The organism is Anoxybacillus dikiliensis (genome assembly GCF_050613275.1).
Taxonomy (GTDB): Bacteria; Bacillota; Bacilli; order Bacillales; family Anoxybacillaceae; genus Anoxybacillus.
Genome location: NZ_CP187112.1, coordinates 306,736 through 328,150, shown reverse-complemented (window position 1 = coordinate 328,150; position 21,415 = coordinate 306,736). Strand labels below are relative to the sequence as shown.

27 protein-coding genes are annotated in these 21,415 nt (G+C 42.7%); 12 read left to right on the top strand and 15 right to left on the bottom strand.

The window, feature by feature from the left end; translation table 11 throughout:
* Positions 1 to 5 precede the first annotated feature (5 nt).
* The 4 genes from ACPF7I_RS01840 to ACPF7I_RS01825 all read right to left on the bottom strand — a co-directional run bounded on the left by ACPF7I_RS01840 (position 6) and on the right by ACPF7I_RS01825 (position 3,588).
* Positions 6 to 854 (bottom strand): DNA-3-methyladenine glycosylase family protein, encoded by an 849-nt coding sequence (locus tag ACPF7I_RS01840; RefSeq protein WP_430745166.1) that lies wholly within the window; start codon positions 852 to 854, stop codon positions 6 to 8.
* 51 nt (positions 855 to 905) lie between these two features.
* A complete protein-coding gene (gene pdaA, locus ACPF7I_RS01835) occupies positions 906 to 1,676 on the bottom strand; it encodes a delta-lactam-biosynthetic de-N-acetylase (RefSeq protein ID WP_430746003.1) in 771 nt (256 codons plus the stop codon).
* A gap of 99 nt (positions 1,677 to 1,775) precedes the next feature.
* Positions 1,776 to 3,302 carry a fumarate hydratase gene (locus tag ACPF7I_RS01830; protein WP_430745168.1) on the bottom strand — a complete coding sequence of 509 codons (1,527 nt, stop codon included), beginning with the start codon at positions 3,300 to 3,302 and terminating at the stop codon, positions 1,776 to 1,778.
* A gap of 91 nt (positions 3,303 to 3,393) precedes the next feature.
* On the bottom strand, positions 3,394 to 3,588 hold the full coding sequence (locus tag ACPF7I_RS01825) for an SE1561 family protein (protein WP_004888868.1): 195 nt from the start codon (positions 3,586 to 3,588) through the stop codon (positions 3,394 to 3,396).
* Between the two features lie 114 nt (positions 3,589 to 3,702).
* Between ACPF7I_RS01825 and yfkAB the strand changes: the two genes are divergently transcribed.
* Positions 3,703 to 4,827: a radical SAM/CxCxxxxC motif protein YfkAB gene (gene yfkAB / locus ACPF7I_RS01820; RefSeq protein ID WP_430745170.1), complete on the top strand. Its 1,125-nt coding sequence runs from the start codon at positions 3,703 to 3,705 to the stop codon at positions 4,825 to 4,827.
* Positions 4,828 to 4,869: 42 nt separating this feature from the next.
* Here yfkAB and ACPF7I_RS01815 read toward each other — a convergent pair whose 3' ends face one another.
* Together ACPF7I_RS01815 and cax are read right to left on the bottom strand one after the other, a co-directional pair.
* Positions 4,870 to 5,646 (bottom strand): YfkD family protein, encoded by a 777-nt coding sequence (locus ACPF7I_RS01815; protein WP_430745172.1) that lies wholly within the window; start codon positions 5,644 to 5,646, stop codon positions 4,870 to 4,872.
* Positions 5,647 to 5,746: 100 nt separating this feature from the next.
* Positions 5,747 to 6,796 carry a calcium/proton exchanger gene (gene cax / locus ACPF7I_RS01810; RefSeq protein WP_430746004.1) on the bottom strand — a complete coding sequence of 350 codons (1,050 nt, stop codon included), beginning with the start codon at positions 6,794 to 6,796 and terminating at the stop codon, positions 5,747 to 5,749.
* 143 nt (positions 6,797 to 6,939) lie between these two features.
* Between cax and ACPF7I_RS01805 the strand changes: the two genes are divergently transcribed.
* Positions 6,940 to 8,112 carry an MFS transporter gene (locus ACPF7I_RS01805; protein WP_430745173.1) on the top strand — a complete coding sequence of 391 codons (1,173 nt, stop codon included), beginning with the start codon at positions 6,940 to 6,942 and terminating at the stop codon, positions 8,110 to 8,112.
* A gap of 63 nt (positions 8,113 to 8,175) precedes the next feature.
* Complete coding sequence (locus ACPF7I_RS01800; RefSeq protein WP_009360828.1) at positions 8,176 to 8,325, top strand: BH0509 family protein; 150 nt, start codon at positions 8,176 to 8,178, stop codon at positions 8,323 to 8,325.
* A gap of 206 nt (positions 8,326 to 8,531) precedes the next feature.
* Here the strand turns inward: ACPF7I_RS01800 and ACPF7I_RS01795 are convergent, their stop codons facing one another.
* Genes ACPF7I_RS01795 through ACPF7I_RS01785 form a run of 3 tightly spaced genes read right to left on the bottom strand, consistent with a single transcriptional unit; the run spans position 8,532 to position 10,133 of the window.
* Positions 8,532 to 9,365 carry a YihY/virulence factor BrkB family protein gene (locus tag ACPF7I_RS01795; protein ID WP_430745175.1) on the bottom strand — a complete coding sequence of 278 codons (834 nt, stop codon included), beginning with the start codon at positions 9,363 to 9,365 and terminating at the stop codon, positions 8,532 to 8,534.
* A 19-nt stretch (positions 9,366 to 9,384) separates the two neighbouring features.
* Complete coding sequence (locus ACPF7I_RS01790; RefSeq protein WP_430745176.1) at positions 9,385 to 9,648, bottom strand: glycine/betaine ABC transporter substrate-binding protein; 264 nt, start codon at positions 9,646 to 9,648, stop codon at positions 9,385 to 9,387.
* A gap of 14 nt (positions 9,649 to 9,662) precedes the next feature.
* Positions 9,663 to 10,133: a low molecular weight protein-tyrosine-phosphatase gene (locus tag ACPF7I_RS01785; protein WP_430745178.1), complete on the bottom strand. Its 471-nt coding sequence runs from the start codon at positions 10,131 to 10,133 to the stop codon at positions 9,663 to 9,665.
* A 57-nt stretch (positions 10,134 to 10,190) separates the two neighbouring features.
* Here ACPF7I_RS01785 and ACPF7I_RS01780 point away from each other — a divergent pair, with 57 nt between their 5' ends.
* Entirely contained in the window at positions 10,191 to 10,409 is a 219-nt protein-coding gene (locus tag ACPF7I_RS01780) for a DUF1128 domain-containing protein (RefSeq protein WP_035045394.1), read from the top strand.
* Here the strand turns inward: ACPF7I_RS01780 and ACPF7I_RS01775 are convergent.
* Positions 10,404 to 11,378 carry an HD-GYP domain-containing protein gene (locus ACPF7I_RS01775; protein WP_430745180.1) on the bottom strand — a complete coding sequence of 325 codons (975 nt, stop codon included), beginning with the start codon at positions 11,376 to 11,378 and terminating at the stop codon, positions 10,404 to 10,406. The genes ACPF7I_RS01780 and ACPF7I_RS01775 overlap by 6 nt on opposite strands.
* Before the next feature lie 182 nt (positions 11,379 to 11,560).
* Here ACPF7I_RS01775 and ACPF7I_RS01770 point away from each other — a divergent pair, with 182 nt between their 5' ends.
* From ACPF7I_RS01770 to ACPF7I_RS01740, 7 genes are read left to right on the top strand one after another with little or no spacing between them, the layout of a single operon-like run.
* Positions 11,561 to 12,268, top strand: coding sequence for a phosphoadenylyl-sulfate reductase (locus ACPF7I_RS01770; protein WP_430745181.1), 708 nt, complete (start codon positions 11,561 to 11,563; stop codon positions 12,266 to 12,268).
* 13 nt (positions 12,269 to 12,281) lie between these two features.
* Positions 12,282 to 13,328, top strand: a complete 1,047-nt coding sequence (locus ACPF7I_RS01765; RefSeq protein ID WP_430745183.1) for an inorganic phosphate transporter — start codon at positions 12,282 to 12,284, stop codon at positions 13,326 to 13,328.
* Positions 13,329 to 13,372: 44 nt separating this feature from the next.
* Positions 13,373 to 14,452, top strand: a complete 1,080-nt coding sequence (gene sat, locus ACPF7I_RS01760) for a sulfate adenylyltransferase (RefSeq protein WP_430745184.1) — start codon at positions 13,373 to 13,375, stop codon at positions 14,450 to 14,452.
* The gene (cysC, locus tag ACPF7I_RS01755; RefSeq protein WP_430745186.1) at positions 14,449 to 15,036 is read left to right on the top strand and encodes an adenylyl-sulfate kinase; all 588 of its coding nucleotides are present in this window, start codon (positions 14,449 to 14,451) and stop codon (positions 15,034 to 15,036) included. Before sat ends, cysC begins: the two co-directional genes overlap by 4 nt.
* Positions 15,037 to 15,045: 9 nt before the next feature.
* Complete coding sequence (gene cobA / locus ACPF7I_RS01750; protein ID WP_430745187.1) at positions 15,046 to 15,819, top strand: uroporphyrinogen-III C-methyltransferase; 774 nt, start codon at positions 15,046 to 15,048, stop codon at positions 15,817 to 15,819.
* Between the two features lie 3 nt (positions 15,820 to 15,822).
* On the top strand, positions 15,823 to 16,530 hold the full coding sequence (locus tag ACPF7I_RS01745) for a sirohydrochlorin chelatase (protein ID WP_430745188.1): 708 nt from the start codon (positions 15,823 to 15,825) through the stop codon (positions 16,528 to 16,530).
* A 4-nt stretch (positions 16,531 to 16,534) separates the two neighbouring features.
* Positions 16,535 to 17,032, top strand: coding sequence for an NAD(P)-dependent oxidoreductase (locus ACPF7I_RS01740; RefSeq protein ID WP_430745190.1), 498 nt, complete (start codon positions 16,535 to 16,537; stop codon positions 17,030 to 17,032).
* Between the two features lie 25 nt (positions 17,033 to 17,057).
* Here the strand turns inward: ACPF7I_RS01740 and ACPF7I_RS01735 are convergent, their stop codons facing one another.
* Positions 17,058 to 17,789, bottom strand: coding sequence for a DUF4397 domain-containing protein (locus tag ACPF7I_RS01735; protein ID WP_430746005.1), 732 nt, complete (start codon positions 17,787 to 17,789; stop codon positions 17,058 to 17,060).
* 112 nt (positions 17,790 to 17,901) lie between these two features.
* Between ACPF7I_RS01735 and ACPF7I_RS01730 the strand changes: the two genes are divergently transcribed.
* Positions 17,902 to 18,180 carry an acylphosphatase gene (locus ACPF7I_RS01730; protein ID WP_430745191.1) on the top strand — a complete coding sequence of 93 codons (279 nt, stop codon included), beginning with the start codon at positions 17,902 to 17,904 and terminating at the stop codon, positions 18,178 to 18,180.
* A 16-nt stretch (positions 18,181 to 18,196) separates the two neighbouring features.
* On the opposite strand, the gene ACPF7I_RS01725 is transcribed toward ACPF7I_RS01730, so the two are convergent.
* From ACPF7I_RS01725 to ACPF7I_RS01710, 4 genes are all read right to left on the bottom strand, one after another.
* Entirely contained in the window at positions 18,197 to 18,343 is a 147-nt protein-coding gene (locus ACPF7I_RS01725; RefSeq protein ID WP_035062905.1) for a FeoB-associated Cys-rich membrane protein, read from the bottom strand.
* A gap of 14 nt (positions 18,344 to 18,357) precedes the next feature.
* Positions 18,358 to 20,361, bottom strand: a complete 2,004-nt coding sequence (feoB, locus tag ACPF7I_RS01720) for a ferrous iron transport protein B (RefSeq protein WP_430745192.1) — start codon at positions 20,359 to 20,361, stop codon at positions 18,358 to 18,360.
* Positions 20,358 to 20,588 carry a FeoA family protein gene (locus ACPF7I_RS01715; RefSeq protein WP_430745193.1) on the bottom strand — a complete coding sequence of 77 codons (231 nt, stop codon included), beginning with the start codon at positions 20,586 to 20,588 and terminating at the stop codon, positions 20,358 to 20,360. The genes feoB and ACPF7I_RS01715 overlap by 4 nt, the downstream gene beginning before the upstream one ends.
* A gap of 97 nt (positions 20,589 to 20,685) precedes the next feature.
* The gene (locus ACPF7I_RS01710; protein WP_430745195.1) at positions 20,686 to 21,402 is read right to left on the bottom strand and encodes an arginase family protein; all 717 of its coding nucleotides are present in this window, start codon (positions 21,400 to 21,402) and stop codon (positions 20,686 to 20,688) included.
* Positions 21,403 to 21,415: the final 13 nt, after the last annotated feature.

Sequence of the window (21,415 nt, the reverse complement as noted above, 5' to 3'; positions counted from 1 at the left end):
CTCTCCTACTCTATACTTCTCCACAAATACAAAGCGGCATAGCTTGCATATGGTTCCCACATTCGTTGAAATGCGTCCATTTCTTTCATCGTCGAGCGATGATCGAGCTGAAATGTTCGTTCAATCGCCCGTTGCAAACCGACGTCTCCTTTCGGGAATACATTTGGACGCCCCAGACCAAACATTAAAAAATTTTGCACCGTCCACGGACCGATGCCACGGATCGAAAGAAGCTGTTTCGCCACTTCCTCGTCAGAAAGCGAATGCATCTCTTCTAAGCGCAACTTTCCTTCTACGATAAGCCGTGAAATATCAACAATATATTGCGCTTTTCGCTCACTTAGCGACAAAGCCCGCAATTCATCATATGAAGCATTGGCGACGCGCTCAGGCCGCGGATAAATGTATACATCCCCGAGACGCTCACCAAATGTATGGACAAAACGTTCCGTTAGCCGATGAGCCACTTTCATATGAATTTGTTGGTGAATAATGCATTTCATTAAACAAAAATATAAATCAAATTCTAATACGAGCGGCGTTCCTTCATGAGCGATAAATACGTCGCGCAAGTTTGTTTGTATAAAATGATGGTGAATGAAAGCAAGCGGCCTGTCCCAATGAAAAATGCGCGAAAGACGCGCGATCACTTCTTCTTTATGCTGTTCTTCGTCACACGACACGACAAACGCAGGTTTCTCTTTTGTTCCAACGCTTTTCACGCACGCAAGAAGCGGCTTTTCGTTCACATACAACGGAACGGTGATTTCGTTATGATGAATACGTATAAGCGGATCGTTTGCAAGCCGTTCGCATACTCGCGTAAAATCGTATGGAGGCTGAACATGAATCATTACCATCTCTCCCCTTTCCCATTGTATCAAAACAAATCCCTTTGCACATCGTCAAAGGGAAAAAATCCAAGTAGGAACATTGATTTTTTGCAACATGAAATCGTCTAAGCTTTTAAAAACATATCCTTCTTTTCGTAAATCGTCAATAATTTTCGCAAGCGCATCGGCATTGTCTTTGGATACTGTATGCAGCAATATAATGGCACCGGGATGAATTTGTTTCATGACGTGATTGTAAGCGTATGTCCATCCTTTTTGATCGTGAACGTGCCAATCGACGAACGCTAACGACCAAAAGACATGATAATAGCCAAGTTCGCGCGCAATACGCATCGTGCGCTCATCAAAAATGCCGCGTGGAGGACGCATGTAGCGCATATGCTTCTGACCCGTCAACAGTTCTGTTTTCTTTCTGACCATCTCTAGCTCCTCACGTAACTTCTCATCGCTGACCGTCGTTAAATCCGGATGATGCCATGAATGGTTACCGACAATATGTCCTTCATTCACCATTCGTTGTACTAAGTCGGGGGCCGATTGTAAATAATGACCAGTTACAAAAAACGTCGCAGGAACGTTTTTTTCTTTAAGCACGTCTAAAATTTGCGCGGTATAGCCATTTTCATATCCGTTATCAAACGTTAAGTAAATATGTTTTTTCGTCGGATCGCCTAAATAAAAAGCATCGTATTTGGCGAGTAGTTCATCTAACTGTTTCCCAGCAGAAGGGGGAATATGATTTTCACTCCGCTTCAATCCCCATGACATCGCCTCTGCTTCATTAAGCGGCAAACATAAAAGGAAGAAAAACAACATAAACATTTTTCTCACTTCTTGCACCTCCCTATTCCTTTCCATGATAGGTTGTGCAAAATCGGACATAAAAAATCCGCCTAGCTGCTCGCTAGACGGATTTTTTCGTTAAAATACGCGCTCTTTAAATTGAGCCAATTTTTCAAGCGATGATTTTTCGACGTCTTCGTGCAAGCTGTTGCCGTGTGAATCCATCGTGACGACCGCTGTAAAATCTTTTACACGCAAATGCCACATCGCTTCTGGAATACCAAACTCTAAAAAGTCAACACCTTCGACCGACTGGATACAGTCCGCATAATATTGCGCGGCACCACCGATGGCGTTTAAATACACGCCGCCGTGTTCCTTTAATGCCGCTAACGTTTTAGCTCCCATGCCACCTTTTCCAATGACAGCACGAATGCCGAATTTTTTCATAATTTCCCCTTGATAAGGCTCTTCGCGAATGCTCGTCGTTGGACCAGCTGCTTTCACGTGCCATTTTCCATTTTCATCTTTTAACATCACCGGCCCACAGTGATAAATGATTTGACCGTTTAAATCAACAGGGGAATCATGATCCATTAAATGTTTATGAATCGCATCTCGTCCTGTGTAAATCATGCCGTTAATGCGAACGACATCGCCGACTTTTAATGAGCGAATTTGTTCTTCTGTAATTGGCGCTTCAAGAACAACTTCGCGCGCTTCGCTCGTCACTTTTTCTTCTTCTTCTTGTTTGAAATCAACAGCTTCTCCTTCTTGATACAGCCATTGTTGAATGTCCCCTGTATGCGGATCAATGATAACGCCTAAGCGACGAAACGCCCAACAGTTGTATGCGACAGAAACGAAAAAGCTTGCGGGGATGCGGTGCATGACACCGATTTTACAGCCGAGCAACGTCGTTTCACCACCAAAGCCCATCGTGCCGATCCCGAGTTTATTCGCTGCTTCCATAATGTATTCTTCTAATTTGCGCAAGTCTTCGTTCGGGTTGACGTCGTCAACAGAACGGAATAGTTGTTCCTTCGCCAAGTCGTATCCAGCGGAGCGGTCACCACCAATGCCGACGCCAATAAATCCAGCGCTACATCCTTGTCCTTGTGCTTGATATACCGCATGTAAAATACATTTGCGAATGCCATCTAAATCGCGACCTGCACGACCGAGTCCTTCTAATTCACATGGCAAGCTATATTGAATGTTTTTATTTTCACAGCCGCCACCTTTTAAAATTAAACGAACATCAATATAATCTTTTTCCCATTGCTCAAATTTCACAACAGGCAGTCCGATCCCTAAATTATCACCGCTATTTTCGCCTGTTAGCGAATCAACGGAGTTTGGACGCAATTTGCCGTCTTTCGTTGCTTGAGCGATCGCTCGACGAATCGCTTCTTTCATCTCCATTTGATTGACGCCTACAGGGACTTTAATTTTAAATGTCGGCAACCCCGTATCTTGGCAAATTGGCGATACATTTTCATCTGCCATTTGAATGTTTTGTACGATCGTAGCAAGCGACATCGCCGCCCTCGTTCCAGCATTTTCACGCATCTTCGCCTTAGCGATGGCACGTCGTACATCTTTCGGCAATTTTGTTGACGTCTCAACGATTAGCTTGTACATACTCTCTTGAAACTTTTCCATCCTATAACCCTTCCCCTTTGTTCAATATGTAACAATTTTTCGAATTCTCCACTTGTATTATACATCTTTTTTAAACGCAAAAAAAAGCCGCTTAGCGACTTTTTTCCCAATCTTTTTTAAACCGCTCGTATTTCATTTCTAAATCATCAATCATTTGAATAAGACGGTCAATATCTTCTAACTCCGTCGTTTCTGGATCGATGGCTTCAAGCACTTCGAGAAACATATTTAAGCGCGTTTTTAAATAGGATAGTTGTAGATTTTGATCTGATACTGCGTTGCCCAACATCGTCACCTCGCTTTTTCTTTATCGTACACGATCGCAACATCGTTGACAATCGTTCCATTTCATTTGCATAATTATCGTTAGTCCTACTTTTTAAAATAAAGGAGATTCGTTATGGGAACATTATTGCGTCAAGCGATTACTCCTACGTTTGATCCGTGGGAAGCATATATGGACGTCGAACAGTATGGAAGCATGCAGTTAACGAATATTGAGTTTACAACAACGACCCTTTGCAATATGCGCTGTGAACATTGCGCTGTTGGTTATACATTGCGCACGAAAGACCCTGAGGCGCTACCACTCGATCTTCTTCTTCGCCGCCTCGATGAAATTCCACATTTGCGCTCGTTAAGCATTACAGGCGGCGAGCCGATGCTTTCGCTCAAGTCTGTCGAGCAATACGTCGTGCCGTTGTTAAAATATGCACACGAACGCGGGGTGCGCACACAAATTAACTCAAATTTAACGCTCGACTTAGAACGATATGAAAAAATTATTCCTTACTTAGACGTTTTGCACATTTCGCATAATTGGGGTACGATCGATGATTTCGTTGAAGGCGGCTTTGCGATGATGGAGAAAAAGCCGACCGTCGCACAGCGTGAGCGTTATTTTATGCGCATGATTGAAAATGCGCGGGCGATTTCTCGTACGGGAGTCATCGTGTCCGCAGAGACGATGTTAAATAAACGAACACGTCCACATATAGAAACGATTCATCGCCAAATTGTAAACGACATGGGCTGTAAACGACATGAAGTGCATCCGATGTATCCGAGCGACTTTGCGAGCAACTTGGAAACGTTAACGCTCGATGAACTGCGCGAAACGATTCATCATTTGCTCGATATACGAGATGAAAACGTGTGGATGTTGTTCGGTACGTTGCCGTTTTATCCGTGCAGCGACAATGAAGAAGATTTAGCGTTGCTAAAGCGTTTATACGAAAGTAAAAATGTAACGGTGCGCAATGACCCTGATGGACGTTCACGTTTAAATGTAAACATTTTTACAGGCGACATTATTGTTACCGATTTTGGTGATGAGCCGATGCTTGGCAACATTCAAACCGACTCGCTTCTTTCTGCTTATGGCAAATGGATGGCATCTGACTTAGCCAAATCGTTAAACTGCCATTGCCCTGCGGTGAAATGTTTAGGGCCGAACGTGCTCGTGAAAAATCGCTACTATCCGAATGTCGATTTTACGAAAAGAAAAGCAAACATTGAGCGGTAATAATGAAAAAGCTTGTCGGGGCGCTCGACAAGCTTTTTTGCATCATCTCGGCACGTCGCTTGCGACAAAGGCAAATGATAGACGATCTTGTACAGGAATCCAAGCACCAATCCCTTGTGATGTAACGTTTTTCACGACAATGCTTTTTTTCTTTCCTTTTAAGACGATATATACTTCGCCATACGTCACTTTTCCTTTTTCATTGACCGCCGGGGCGTAAGCATATAAATAGCCTAACTTTTTCGGCGGAACGTTATATGCTTGTTCCTTTTTCGTCCCAATGCCGATCCATGTGCTGAAAGAGAGTGGCAAATTCGTTTTTTTCATCGCTGTTAAAAGCATCATTTTTTTCACATCTTCTTCGTTCGGTATGCTTGCCGTTAGACCTCCGCGCACTTGTTTTTGCATTTCTTGTCTATATGTTAATCGTACCGCTGTTTTCCCACCCCGATTGTCAATAAAGTTTGTATTTACTTTTTGATACTCCCAGTTCGTTGATGTTTCTGTTGATTCATAATTTAACGGCCATTGCCCTAAATAAATCGTCGCTTCATAACCGATCGCAAATGGCGTGCTTGAAATCGACGATTCGTTTAAAAGACGAATTAATTCCGGATTTTCAATTTTCACATTCGCCGACTGAAGCAGTTGTTTCGCTAACTCACTCGGTTGCAAATACGGCAAATTTTGCGTTGGATTCGGATACGTATTTTCTTTTGAAATGTCAATAACCGATGGCGGGAGCTTGACAGTTGCTTCGCTAACCGTTGGAATACAGAAGAAAATGAATATGATGCTTAATGCAAACCATCTTCTCATGCGTAAACTCCTTTCTTTTTACATCGTTCATCGTTATTTTTTTCAAAAGTCGACAATTTATCCTCTCCATAAAAAAAATCCGCCAGCGATAACTGACGGATTACAATAAATAAAATCCAATTCCCATAATCATATAAGCTGCAAGAAGTGTAGCCCCTTCAAACCAGTTCGTATCTCCATCGTTGGAAAGAACGATCGTTAATAAGACAGCTGTCACCATCGCCACAAGCTCTGGAAGCGTAAAGACGAGAGCCATTTTCGTCGGGAATGCAAGCGACACAAGCACTAATACAGGTGCAACAAACATCGCAATTTGCAGCGTCGAACCGATCGCAATTTCAACAGCAACGTTCATTTTATTTTTATATGCCATAATGATGGCGGAAGCATGCTCTGCAGCGTTTCCGACAATGGCAACAATAATGACCCCGATGAATAGTTCACTCCATCCAAATGAATGAGCGACGACTTCAAACGTATGAACTAAACTTTCGGATACGTAAGCAACCGCGACGGTGGCAATGGCTAAAATGAGCATCGCTTTTCCTTTTGACCATTCTGGTTCCTCATGTTCTTCCACATCTTCTTTATGTTGATATACACCGCGATGAGTAACGAGTTTAAAATATAACGCAGCTAAATAAAGAGCGATCATAATTATCGAAATACCGATACTTAACGATAACGTTTTTTGTTCATTCATCGTCATCGAAAATACTTCTGGAATGACAAAAGCAACTAAAATAGCAAATGTTAGTAAACCTGAATTATGACGCGCATCATATACGTTAAATGATTGCCGTTTATATTTCAAACCACCAACAAAAAACGATAAACCTGCTACAAGCAATAAGTTGCCAAGCACGGAACCCGTTAACGATGCCAACACAACACTCACTAAGCCAGCTTTCAACGCAAAAATGGATATAATCAATTCTACGGCATTGCCAAATGTCGCATTCAAAAGTCCACCGATACGAGGACCTGCCACGATTGCCAAACTTTCTGTCGCTCGTCCCATATAGCTAGCGAGCGCAATAATTGTGACACAATAAACGACAAACATCGGGGTTGCAGGCCAATGAAGTAAGCTTCCTGCAACAGAAAGTGGAACACCGATGACCGTTAATAAAAAAAAGATGCGTTCCATCAATCAAATCGTCTCCTTTTCATTTATGGGATATCAACCATATTTTACACAAATCCACTCCCATTTTCATCCGTCTTTTTCGTTGCTTCTTCTCGTGAAACGCTTTAATATCGAACATAGTGAACGTATTACAGGAGGTCATTATGCAACAACGTCATTTTTTCATTTTAGTTAGCATTGTCATGATTTCAGGTCTCTCTCAAGGGCTATTGTTGCCGCTCATCTCTATCATTTTTGAGCAAAGTGGGGTGCATTCATCGCTTAGCGGTATACATGCGACAGCGATGTACATCGGCGTTCTTGTCGTGTCACCGTTTTTAGAGCGTCCGCTTCGCCGCTACGGCTTTAAGCGTTTAATGATGTTCGGTGGAGCGATCGTCATCGTTTCTTTGGCGATTTTTTCGGTTTCATCATCGCTTTTGTTTTGGTTTATGCTTCGATTGTTCATTGGAATTGGCGATCATATCCTTCATTTCGGTTCGCAAACATGGATTACATACGCTTCTCCTACTCATCGGCGCGGTCGCAACATTTCGCTATACGGTTTATCGTTTGGCGTCGGCTTTATGATCGGACCGCTTCTCGTTCCGCTCGTTCACATACACGAAGCGTTGCCGTTTATCGTTTCATCTTTGCTCAGCTTATGTGGCTGGATATTGTTATTTTTCTTGCCACATACGTATCCGCAAACGGAAGAAGCAGAAAAAGTTGGAGCGACACGCTTTTTTCAAGCTTGGAAGCAAGCATGGCCAGCTTTGTTGTTGCCGTTCGGCTACGGCTTTTTAGAGGCGTCGCTTCATAGCATATTTCCGATTTATGCGCTAAGAAACGAGTTAACCGTTGAGACAGTTGCGATGATGCTTCCTGCGTTTGCCCTTGGCGGCATCGCTTTTCAACTTCCCCTAGGAACGTTAAGCGATCGCTTTTCTCGAAAAACGATGATTATTATTTCATTAGCTGTAGGGGCCCTTTGTTTTGCTATCGCTACATGGTTTTCTTCTCCTGTGCAACTAACAATGACGTTTTTCGTTGCCGGTATGTTTGTCGGTTCGCTTTTTTCACTTGGCATGGCATATATGGCGGACTTGCTGCCAACGTCGCTTCTTCCTGTCGGCAACATTTTATGCGGTATGTTATATAGTGTCGGGAGCATATGCGGTCCTGCTATTGGTGGCGCTGTATTACAACAGCAAGAGGAATTATTTTTCTTCAGCATGAGTTCTCTTTTACTTCTTTTACTACTCGCCCAGCGCCCGTTCATAAAATTTTCAAAATATTTTTCTAAAAAACACGAAAAAAACATTGACGCTTTTTAAACCTCTGTTATATAATACAATTAAACAAAATAAACTGTTTTAAAACAGAGGGGGGGAGCGATCATGATGAGTAGAGAAGAAAGAAAAAATATGATTGAGTTTATTACAAAATTGCGGGGCTTTAACCAAGAGCAGCTTGTTTATATGACAGATGCAGAAATCGAACATATTTACAACCAAACATATTATCATCACGAAGAGATTGCAGAATAAAAGGGATGTGCAAACACATCCCTCTTTTTTTAATGATATCCGTTTTGTCCGTTTGCGCTACTGCTCGTTTTATGTTTCGGGCGGCTTTTTCCTTTTTGTTTTGTCCCGCCGTCTTTTTTCGTCTTTTTCGTCATCGTCAGTCCCCCTTCATCACCACTTTCGCTTTTAATATGGTTTACAAACGCCCTTTTTATGAGAGGGAATGACTACCGTATACGCATTTTCCCTTCTTTTTTACAACAAAAAATAGCGTTTAACTCTCCACCTAATACAATCATCATACCGGACAAATAAAACCAAACCATTAACGCAATAATGCCACCTAGACTGCCGTACATCGCCGAATAGTTACCGAACTGATTTACATAATACGAAAAAGCAAGAGAGACAACCATCCAACCGACTGTGGCCAACAGCGCACCACTCCATACGTCACGAAAACGAACATATTTGCTCGGCGCAAAAACGTACAACACAGAAAACACAAAAAATAAAATGATAAAACTAACGAACCAACGGATCGCTTCCCATATGCGTAAAAAAACGTCCGAAAGCCCAAACGCTGAAAAAAGAAACGTGCCAATCATCTTTCCGAATACAGGGAACACAAGCGCAACAATAATGACGAAAATCATGGCAAATGTAAGTAAGATGGAAATACCACGTGCAACAAGAAAGGAACGCGTTTCTTTCACATCGTATGCTCGGTTTAATGCCCGGATAATGGCCGACATGCCGTTCGACGCAGCCCACACCGTGGCAAGCACGCTAAAAGATAGCCACTTTCCACTTTGCGATTCCATAAGTTGTTTAATGTTTGTCTCAATTAAATGCACCGTTTCGCTTGGCGCATATTGACTGAAAAAAGCGATCACATCTTCATGCGGAATAGGCAAATATGATAAAAACGTTAACAAAAACAGTAAAAATGGAAATAGCGACAGCAAAAAGAAATATGCTAACTCAGCGGATAAATCAAAAATTTCATCTTCTTCAAACCGTTTCATCAGCTCACGAACAACTGAAAAGCTAACAATCATCTCCCACCTCACCTCGCTTCTACGAGGAACGTTTACGAATCAGCTCCTCTATCCACTCCATCACTTGTGGCGTTGTTTCTTTTACTTCACTTAGTTTATTCAAAATAAACTGCAAATCATTCACTATTTCGTCGACATGTTGTCGCGTTTCATGAACAGTCTCCTTTACTTCTTTTACATGAGCGATCCACTCCACACATGTGTTTTTGATCGCTTGTCTTGCCTTTTTGTTCCCAAACAACAAAGCAACGCCAGCGAGTACAATCCATTTCTCCTTTCCCATCGCTTCTCCCCCTCTTACAGCGAGTGATCCCGTTTTATGCGTTCTAATATATGTTTACACCCTTCTTCTACTAATTCGTACACTTCTTCAAAATTTCCTGTAAAGTACGGGTCTGGCACATCATCTACGCGACGATTTGGCACAAAATCCATAAATCGAGCAATCACAGCACGACAATGGTCGCCGACAAGGCGGCGAAGATGAGCAATATTATCGCTATCCATTCCAATAATATAATCAAATGTATGGAAATCTTCTTTTGTAATTTGGCGGGCTTTCAACCCTGTGAAATCAATTTGCTTTTCTGTTAAAATGCGCTGTGTCCCGTGATGGGGTGGCTTACCGACATGCCAATTACCTGTTCCTGCCGAATCGACGGAGATGACATGTTCAAGCCCTTCTTGTTTGACAAGATGGCGAAACAGAGCTTCCGCCATCGGAGAACGACAAATGTTTCCTAAACAAACGAATAATACACGAATCATTTCATTTCACCTCACATATCAAACAATGATACAATGAACAAAATCATACATGAAAGGATGACGATTGTGCGTTTATCAGTTGAACAAATGATTGAACAAATAAAAGAAAAACTAAAAGTATTAAATTTCGATGCGATTAAACCGCACCATTTTGACGAACAACTATACGATGAATTAAAAGATATATACGATATGGTCATGAAAAAGCAATCGTTTAGCCCAAGCGAAATGCAAGCGATCGTTGAAGAGCTTGGAAGCTTACGGAAAAAGCTATAACGCCTGCCCGACGATCAATAGCGACGGATGATCGGAAAGGGCAATTTCTTCATGTGTATCGATATAACGTACGTATGGACGTTGCATATGCTCAATAATTTTTGTGACGATGGCGTTTCTTCCGTCGCTCATTTTCACCATCGTCCCCGGCAAATATGCAGGAATCGTCTCAACGAATAGCCGTACAAGCTGCTGGCTATAACGAATGCCGCTTCGTGCCATAATAATTTCCAAAGCTTCGTGCGGGGGCACAAATTCAACTGAAATTAAGTTTTCATATTCATCGGCGATGGCACAAATTTGAGCGTACAAATGAATGGTTGTTTCTGTTAACCCGCGCGGCTTACCCGAACCATTCACATGTTCGTGATGTTGATACGCTACATGTGCACATAACAAACTCAATTCACGTTCCTTCCGTAAATATTCAAATCCTTTGACTGTATGATGTTCTTCTCCCTCTAGCGCTTTCCCGATGTCATGAAGCAACGCGCCAAGCGCTAAATCGCGCAGCTGCAAATCGTTACAATTCATCTTTTTTCCTAGCTGCAACGACAATAACGCAACGTTCACCGCATGGGCATACGGCTGTACCTCCATAGCGATGGATGTTGAAGGAATAACCGCTAACACTTTTCTTTTTTTCACTTCATCGACGAGCTTTACTGCTAGTTTAAACAACGAGCGAATCGGTAATTCTTCGCGCTTTCGCACCGCGTCAAATGCTTGTTGGACAACGTCAATTGCGTCAATCCACGATGGCATATCGAGCAGCTCTTCCAAAGTAATACCCTCGGACACCGCATCCTCAACGAACACATAGCGAATATCCATTTCTTTCAGCCGCTCCAAGTATTTTGGATGAATTTTTCTCCCTGCTGCTAAAAGCACTCGACGATGGCGATCATAAATCGGACGTGCCAATTCCATCGTCCGCTCATCGTAGTCTTCTAATAAAATGAGCCGCAAACATACTCCACTCCTTTCGACATCTCCCATACAAACAGTATAATCATGTTTTTTTTCGTTTGCCATGACGTTTTTTTAAAATAAATTCCGATAGAAAAACTAGGATTGACATTCGTTTGAATTATGTTAAAATTTAAAACAATTAAACAGAAAGGGCAACGGATAAGAAAGGGAGATGAAGCATGATTACGTATGAAACGTGGGATAGTGTCCAAAAACCTACTTTTCCAATAGATAATGAAGACAAAGGAGCTATACATGTGCTTACATGGGCATACGACCATTACGGTGATGACCTTTTATATGCATGTAGCTTCGGTATCGAGGGCATCGTTTTAATTGACCTTATTTCTCAAGTGAAGGATGATGCTCACATTGTGTTTCTCGATACGCATGTACATTTTGTTGAAACGTATGAAACGATCGAACGTGTGAAACAAGCGTATCCTCGCTTGCGCATTCATTTGCAGTCCCCATCTTTATCGCTTGCGGAGCAAGAACAACAATTCGGGGCTGAGCTTTGGAAAAAAGATCCGAACAAATGCTGTGAGCTAAGAAAAATTATTCCACTACGTCAAGCGATAGCAGGGAAAAAAGCATGGATTTCTGGACTAAGGCGGGAACAATCACCTACCCGGCAACACGTCCAATTTATAAATCTCGACAAAAAGTTCAAAAGCATTAAAGTTTGCCCGCTCATTCATTGGACGTGGAAAGATGTATGGCGCTACGTTCATCGGCACAATCTTGCCTACAATCCGCTTCATGATCGCGGGTATCCGAGCATCGGTTGCGCGCCATGCACAGCACCTGCTTATACGGAGGAAGATTTACGCTCTGGGCGATGGGCCGGGCTAGGGAAAACAGAATGCGGCCTACATGAGTCGTGAAGGGGGGAAGGCATTGGTTATAGCTGCTTTTATTATCGCCTTTTTCTTTGCGATGAACATTGGAGGAAGCGGGGCGGCAGCAACGATGGGAGCCGCTTACGGATCAGGTGCGTTACCTAACAAGCGTATCGCTTTACTCATATGCGCTATCGCCATTTTCCTCGGCAGTTTAAGCGGGGGAGAAGTTGTGAAAACGATCGGCTCTGGCATCGTTCCTCCATCCATTTTACAAACAGAGCTTGTTGTCATTGTGTTAGCAGCGGCCACAATTTCATTATTTGCGGCCAACGTGCTTGGCATTCCGCTATCGACAAGCGAAGTAACAGTAGGGGCCGTCGTCGGGGCAGGAATCGCTTATCAAAGTTTATATGTCGGCAAACTGCTTTGGATCGTTTTGTTTTGGCTCATTACACCGCTTGCGGCTTTTTCGCTCGCTTTTTTAATTGGAAGATGGTTGAAAAGAAAAACGTTTCAACAAAACAAATGGATCGGCTTTTTGCTTATTATTGCCGGATTTTTCGAGGCGTTTTCAGCTGGAATGAACAACGTTGCGAACGCCGTTGGCCCTCTCGTTGGAGCAGGCTTGTTATCGGTGCAACATGGGATCATCTTTGGCGGATTATTCGTTTCCCTTGGAGCGCTTTTACTTGGCAGCCGTGTATTAGAAACGAACGGAAAAAAAATTACGACGTTCTCTCAACTCGAAGGATGCGTTATTTCAGGAATCGGGGCAACGCTTGTCATTATATCTTCTTTGTTTGGTCTTCCCGTCCCGCTCACTCAAATTACGACATCAGCCATTATCGGCATCGGGACAACGAAAAGCGGCTTTTCCATTTGGCAAAAGCAAATTGTCATCCAAGTGCTAAAAGTGTGGGGTGTCTCCCCTATTTTTGCATTAGCTGTTTCATATAGCTTAATTAAATTATTCCTTCATAGCGACGTCTATACAGCCATTGCGATTGTGAGCGTTTGTTTCGCCACACTTGGAACGATTAGCTTAAAAAAAACAATCACAGAGGAACGCCGCTCGTTTCACGAACATGGTGGCGGCATTTAAACCTAGTTATTTTATAAGAATAATAAGTTTAGGGGGTATTAAACATGAAACAAATCGTATTAAGTAAAGCGGAATTAAGTGATCTCGAATTACTTGCCATCGGCGGATACGAACCACTTACAGGCTTTTTAGGAAAGGATGATTATGATTCCGTTGTCGAAACGATGCGGCTTACAAACGGATCGGTATGGAGCATCCCCATTACGCTTGCGGTAACTGAACACGATGCGAAACAGCTGTCGCTCGGTGACGAAATCCAACTCGTTTATGAGAAAACGGTATACGGAACAATGGAAGTGCAACATATATACCGCCCAGATAAAAGAAAGGAAGCACAACTCGTCTATCAAACAGACGATGTCGCACATCCGGGCGTAAAAAAGCTGTTTGAAAAACCAGACGTATATATTGGTGGACCAGTCAAGCTCGTTCAACAAACAAATAAAGGAATTTTTTCACCATTCTTTTTCACGCCAAGCGAAACAAAACAACGATTCGCAGAGCTCGGCTGGAAAACGGTCGTTGGGTTTCAAACGCGCAATCCCATTCATCGCGCGCATGAATACATTCAAAAGTGCGCCCTTGAAATCGTGGATGGTCTTTATTTAAATCCGCTCGTCGGGGAAACGAAAGATGACGACATTCCAGCCGATATTCGCTTAAAAAGTTATCAAGTGTTGCTTGAACATTATTATCCAAAAGACCGCGTCTTTCTTGGGGTGTTTACAGCTGCAATGCGCTATGCAGGTCCACGTGAAGCTATTTTTCATGCGCTCGTACGTAAAAATTTTGGTTGCACCCACTTTATCGTCGGCCGTGACCATGCGGGAGTTGGCAACTATTATGGCACGTATGATGCTCAAAAAATTTTCTTGCAGTTTACAAATGAAGAGCTAGGCATTACCCCTCTCTTTTTCGAGCATAGCTTTTATTGCACAAAATGCGAAGCGATGGCATCGACAAAAACATGCCCGCACGATGCAACAGCCCACGTCGTTCTTTCCGGCACGAAAGTACGGGAAATGTTAAGAGCTGGTGAAATGCCGCCAAGTACATTTAGCCGCCCAGAAGTTGTGCGCGTGCTGATGGATGGTTTACAAACAGTCGGAGGTGGACGTTCATGAATATCGTTTGGCATCAAGAAAGTGTAACAAAAGAAGAGCGACGAAAAAAAAATAAACATCATAGCTTCGTTCTTTGGTTTACAGGATTATCAGGGTCTGGGAAGTCCACATTAGCAAATGCGGTAGCGAAAACATTATTTGAACAAAACATTCAATGCTATGTGCTTGACGGGGACAACGTACGCCACGGTTTAAATAGCGATCTAGGCTTTTCTGCTGAAGATCGTACAGAAAACATTCGCCGCATTGGCGAAGTTGCGAAGTTGTTCGTAGACAGCGGACAAATTGTGCTGACTGCCTTTATTTCTCCTTTTCGTCAAGATCGTCAACTCGTTCGCAGCAAGCTCGAGCAAGATGAATTTATCGAAATTTATGTTCATTGTCCGCTTAAAACATGTGAGCAACGCGATCCAAAAGGATTGTATAAAAAAGCACGAAATGGAGAAATTCGCAACTTTACCGGCATTGATTCACCATATGAGCCACCGCTTTCGCCAGAACTTGTCGTCGATACGGATCAATATTCAATTGAACAATGCGTTCAACAAATCATTTCCTATCTAAAAAATAAACAGTGGATTTAGGAGGAGACAATGGGGAAAGTATATTTAGTCGGCGCTGGTCCTGGGGATCCTGAGCTCATTACAGTAAAAGGATTAAAATGTATTCAACAAGCGGACGTCATTTTATACGACCGCCTCATTAACGAACAACTACTGTCGTACGCCAAGCGTGATGCGGATTTGATTTATTGCGGAAAGTTACCAAATTATCATACAATGAAACAAGAGACGATTAATCATTTTTTAGTGAAGCATGCGAAAAAAGGGAAATATGTCACGAGATTAAAAGGCGGCGATCCTTTTCTATTCGGACGTGGTGGTGAAGAAGCGCAAGCACTCATCAAACATCGCATTCCGTTTGAAATCATCCCCGGAGTGACATCTGGCATCGCCGTCCCAGCATACGCGGGCATTCCTGTAACACATCGCGATTTTAGCGGAAGCGTTGCATTTGTCACAGGTCATCGCCGACTCGATGCAACAGATGCGGTACAATGGGAGCATTTAGCGAAAGGAGTCGATACGCTCGTCATTTATATGGGTGTCAAACATCTCCCTTTCATTTGTAAACAATTACAGTTGTACGGCAGACATCCACAAACTCCTGTTGCTGTTATCCAGTGGGGAACGCTTCCCGAACAAAAAACGATCGTAGCGACGTTACATACGATCGTGGATGCTGTAAGAAAAAACTGTATCTCGAATCCAAGTATCATTATTGTCGGGGAAGTTGTTCGGCTACATGAACAGCTACAATGGTTCGAAACAATGTTAGAGGAAAAAATTGCACATGGAATGAGGTAGCATATGAAAGCCGTTTTATATATTTGTCACGGAAGTCGCTCAGCAGAAGGACAAAAAGAGGCGATTGCTTTCGTCGAGCGCCTCACTTCTTCCATTTCTGTACCGATCCAACACGTATGCTTTTTAGAATTGTGTGAACCGAATATTGTCACAGGGGTGGAACGTTGCGTTCATGATGGAGCAACTGCCATTTTAGCCATTCCGCTTTTACTATTGTCGGCTAACCACGCAAAACGCGACATTCCATATGAGTTAGAAAAAGCAAAAAAGATGTTTCCCTCTGTAACGATCACATACGGAAAACCGTTCGGTGTACGACGTCATATCGTTTCTGCCATATCGAAAACAATCGAACCTGCTGATGCGATTGTGCTCGTTGGCCGTGGGAGCAGCGACATAGACGCGCAAGCAGATTTTAAACAAATTGCCCATTTATTGCAACAAGAAACAAACATACGTGTCTATCCATGTTATTTAGCAGCTGCTTCTCCTTCCTTTTCCGATGTTGTCACTTCGCTTGCAAAAGCCGCTAAGCACAAACAAGTGGCTGTTGTTCCATACATTTTATTTTTCGGGCAGCTGCTCGACTATATTCATGGAACGCTTCAATCACAACAAACGAGCGACGTATCGTTCACATTATATCCTCCGATTCGGACGTATGACGTACTAGACCGTCTCGTTGAACAGCAAGTGAAAGAATGGGGGTAGGCGTATGTTTCCCCTCTTCATACGAATGGAAGGAAAAAAAGTTGTCATTGCCGGTGGCGGACAAATTGCGTATCGCCGCCTCCTCCCTCTTCTTGATGAAGGGGCTTGCATTACCGTCATTAGCCCAAAAGCGATCGATGCCATTGTTCATTTAGCCGAACAAAAACGAATTACATGGCATGCACGTTCAATTGAACCGAACGACTATGCCGATGCTTTTTTCATTATTGCTGCAACGAACGATCCGAACGTGAATGAACAAATCGCTACCTATGCATCACCAAACCAGCTTGTCAATGTGGCAAGCAATCATCTTATCGGCAACGTTCATGTCCCTGCCTTTTTTTCACGTGGAAAATTACAAATTGCCATTACAACAGGGGGGGCAAGCCCCGCATTTGCGAAACAAATCAAAAAACAACTTGAACAACAATTTGATGAATCGGTCGCTCAGCATGTCGAAACATTATACGAACAACGCCAACAGCGAAAAGAGCCTTGATCATTTCGATCAAAGCTCTTTTTGTTTATGACTCTAATACGAGCACCTCTAATGAAGGAGTGCGGGATACGTAACCGACGGCAACGACCGTATAAGACTTATTCGGTTGGAAGCGCACATTGGGAATCGATAAAACGACTTGATTTGTCCCTGCTACTCTCACATCAACATGTAATTTTTCGTTGACTGGCGCTTCAATATAATTCGTCACCTTTCCAAATGAAGCATTTTGGAACAATACATCACCACCACGTAGCGCAATATCTACTGCTGGAGCATCTGGTGAAAAATGAGCAAAACGCACTTTCGCTTTTCCATACGGCGCATATGGTTCGTCGAGAATAGATAGAAGTTGCAAGCGATGTACGTCACCAATGACCGCAAGCGTATACGTCATTTTCGGCAAGACTTGAATGGTTTGACTAAGAACTGGAGACGTCGTATGTCCTGCTGGATACACGTCGATGCGGTGCTCTCCTTTTGGCACTTTCATATATTGACTTAGTTGTTTATATTTCATATTGCGTAATATTTTTTGCCCATTAACATATACATCAACCGCAGGAGCATTTGGCGAGGCATGAAATACGCGAATACGTCCAGCGTCATCAACCCTCTCTTCTTCACGTGACTTCGCGATTTTTTCTACATACTCCACATGTTTTCGCATATACTTTTCATATTGATCATGATCTTTATATTGATAATAACGCGCTAACAAGTCATACATCACAGCTTTTTGAATGTAGCGATCCATTTCATTCACAACAGTTCCTCCTCATAAATCTTTTTACGTATTCAACGTATGCAATACAAGGTAGGCTGTTGTATGATTTTTATAGAAAATTTTTTTCGAAGGAGATAAACAAATGATCGTTCGTTATTCCGTTGTTGCGCGCGGTCGGGTACAAGGTGTAGGGTTTCGCTACTTTGCCCAATATGAAGCAAGAAGACAAGGTTTGACCGGTTGGGTAAAAAATTGCGAGGCCGATCATATGATCGAAATGGAAGTTCAAGGAGAAGTAGAACGAGTGGAGGCGTTTGTAGATGAAATAAAAAAAGGGCCACCTTTTGCGCGTGTGGAGAGAGTAGAACAATACGCCATTCCTACCGTCCCTCACGAAACGACCTTTCGCATCATATATTGAAAAAAGCTGACCGAAGTCAGCTTTTTTCATGACAACTTGTGCCGCATGCCCCCTTGACTGAGCAAGCAGCGCATGTACCTCGTTTACTTTTTTGAATAAAGCGGAAAATCGTCCACCCTGCATATCCGAAAATGACAGATCCGATGACAACATTTGCGATCATGTATATCCCTTCCTTTAGAAGCCGAATAAGCTTCCGGCTTGGTAAATGACAAATGAAACGATATATGCTAAAACGAGCGCATAACCAATCGAAAACATCGTCCATTTTCGCGAACGTGTTTCTTTATAAATCGTCGCAACAGTCGCTAAACATGGAACATATAATAAAACAAATGCCATAAAACTAAATGCAGATAGGGCGGTAAAGTGCGATGTCATGAGTCCTTGAAGCGATTCAACATCCGGCACGTGATAAATAATGTTCATCGTCGACACGACAACTTCTTTTGCTAAAAATCCGGTTAATAACGCGGCACCCGCTTGCCATGTACCAAATCCAAGCGGTGCAAGCAACGGTGCGAGCACGCCTCCAATCATCGCTAAAAAGCTATCGTCCATGTTTACATTGACGCCATGTGGACCGACATAAGATAATAACCAAATGGCAACAGAACCCCCGAAAATGAACGTCCCTGCTTTTTTCACAAATCCTTTTCCTTTATCCCACGTACTGCGCCATAATGCTTGCCATTGTGGCATACGGTATGGTGGTAACTCAACAACAAATACCGATGTTTCTTCTTTTAAAATCGTCAATGAAAATAATTTTGCAAGTATAAGTGCAAGTGAAACACCTAGAACATATAAAGAAAGAACGACAAGCGCTTGATGTGTCGCAAAAAACGCACCGACAAATAAAGCATATACCGGCAAACGTGCCGAACAAGACATAAGCGGTGTTAACAACATCGTCACAAGCCGTTCACGTGGCTGTTCAATCGTCCTAGCCGCCATAACGCCAGGAACATTACAACCAAATCCAATAATAAGCGGAATAAATGCTTTTCCGTTTAATCCGACCGCTTCCATTAATCGATCCATGACAAGGGCTACACGCGCCATATACCCAGAATCTTCTAAAAACGAAATAAAGAAAAACAAAATGAAAATTTGTGGCACGAATACAAGCACACCGCCTACCCCTGCGATAATGCCATCGACGATAAGGGCGCGAATAAATTCAGATGCGCCCATTGCTTCCAACATCGCTGTCACCATATTCGTCAACGGGCCAGCGAAAAATGCATCAAGCAAGTCCGAAACCGGTGCTCCAAGCCAGTCGAACGTCAGCTGAAATAAAACATACATCGCCAATAAAAAAACGGGAATACCGACATATTTATTTGTCACAACAGCATCAATACGTTCCGTCAACGTCACCCGTTCGATTTCTTTGCGCTGTACACATTGTTCGATGATTTCTTTTACAAACGAACGGCGCCGTTCATAAATGAGCTGAGCAAGCGACATTTGTTCTGCCTGTTGCACTTCTTTTTCTGCTTGTTCATATAATGAGCGCCATGTAGCTTCTGGCAATTTTTTTGCTACGTAATCACGAACGTAGCTATTCCCTTCGTAAAACTGAATAGCTAACCAACGGACAGGGAATTTCTCCTCTGTTCCCCATGCGGCACAGAAACGTTCAATTGCTCGTTCCATCGCCCCACCATAAAAAAGAGTAAGGGGCTCTGTTTGTTCTGTTGCTTTTTCAAGCAACATATGCTCCACTTGATCGCATCCTTTTCCCGTTCGAGCAACGACAGGAACAACAGGCACGCGCAACGTTGTAGCTAATTTTGTTTGATCGATGAAGATTCCTCTTCCTTCTGCTACATCGACCATATTTAAAGCAATCGCTAGCGGTTTACCGAATTCTAGTAGTTGAACAGTCAACAATAAATTTCGTTCTAGTTGTGAGGCATCGACGATATTTAATATTTCATCGAACGGCTCTGTCAATAAAAATTGCGTCACGACTCGCTCATCACGAGAAAGTGGATGGAGCGAATATACACCAGGCAAATCGATTACTTTAGCTTGCTTATTGCGCAAAACGCCTACCTTTTTTTCAACGGTCACACCGCTCCAGTTTCCAACGTACTCATACGTTCCGGTTAACTGATTAAACAACGATGTTTTTCCTGTATTTGGGTTACCCACAAGTGCAATATGCATCATAGCGGCTTCACCTGAATGTTCTTCGCTTCATTGCGACGAATGCCGACGCATTGTCCGCAATTTTCAATCATAAATGGTCCACCAAGAGGCATCGTACATTTTAAACAAATTTCCGCACCTTCTGTGACCCCCATATCTAGCAATCTTCTTTTTACTAAATCGCTTACTCGCGATAAATCAACAATTTTTGCGCGTTCTCCAACCTGTAATTGCGTCATCGCAACCATACATAATCCCCCAATTAATAATGATAACCTTTTTCAATATTCATTATAGTACGCAAGGTGGAAAACATCTATCTTTTTTTATTGTGTTCACAAAATGTTACGACGCAGATGACATCCGCATATGTTTGAAACATGTGCGGATAATCGCTTCGTTTGCTTGTTCATTTTTCACACAAAATGTTCGGTCTTCACCGCATACATCAACACCGAGCACATGCTTGTATCGAAAAAGATGATCGATATACGTCACAAGCGTCTGTAACGACATCGTCCCTTGATCCCAATTTGTTTGTGCCTCTTGTGGGCGAAGCACATCTTTATCTATGCTGATGTATACATGTTTTGTCGGAATGGCGCGCACAATCGTCATTGGCGCATACATCATATCATTTTTCGGAAAAGTCGTGACATGTGAAGATACGTGTGAAGTTGCTGAACCGATAATGACAACGTGTTTTAATGTCGGAACGTTTTTTTGAGCATATGATACCCATGAGCCACACGAAAGAAGTGGAAACAACGTTTGTTCATTCATGTCTGTATGATGATCAAACAATACGAGTGTAAACGGCTCATGAAACTGTTTAAGCAATACGTATGAAACATAATGATAGTTACCGCTTCCGATAAACGTCATCCCTCTCGTATGGCGACGTGCAAGTCTTTTTTCAATTTCCTGCATCGCATCGTCATCACAATATAAATTTGTCCCTTCGATGTCATACATATCGATCCATTCATGAGGAAAACGAAGAAGATTTCGTTGCCACGTATACGTGTTGTCGAAGTTTAAAAACGTTACACTTGGATGCATACTTTCCCCACCC